The organism is Bacillus pretiosus, from assembly GCF_051294775.1.
Classification (GTDB): domain Bacteria; phylum Bacillota; class Bacilli; order Bacillales; family Bacillaceae_G; genus Bacillus_A; species Bacillus_A wiedmannii.
In genome coordinates this window covers 1-290 of sequence record NZ_JBPPHF010000410.1, presented here as the reverse complement: position 1 = coordinate 290, position 290 = coordinate 1, and the positions used below count along the sequence as shown (strand labels likewise).

Annotated in this window: 1 protein-coding gene; it reads right to left on the bottom strand. The window is 42.8% G+C overall.

Annotated features, from left to right (window positions below):
• Positions 1–240 (bottom strand): YkuS family protein (locus ACSG5Z_RS31490; protein ID WP_435712916.1); only part of this gene is annotated, 240 nt, incomplete at its 3' end.
• Between the last annotated feature and the right edge of the window lie 50 nt (positions 241–290).

Sequence of the window (290 nt, the reverse complement as noted above, 5' to 3'; positions counted from 1 at the left end):
AAGACACACGCTCTCTACTTTCTGACAAATTTCATCTGTTGTTAAACCATGAGCTGCAATTACCGATCCCTTAATTGATGCATCTGCAATACCCATCATATTAGAATCTTGCCCAGTTTCAACACAACAATCGCACCCTTGTGCATCCTGTTCGGAGCCCAGGGTAACAACTTCATGTCCCTGTTGCTGAAGAGCTTGTTGAACAACTGTTAATGAGTTTTCAACGCCAATTCTAGCCATAATTCTCACCTCCTACCATCTAGTTGCTAGTATGCTCAAGTCCACTGCAT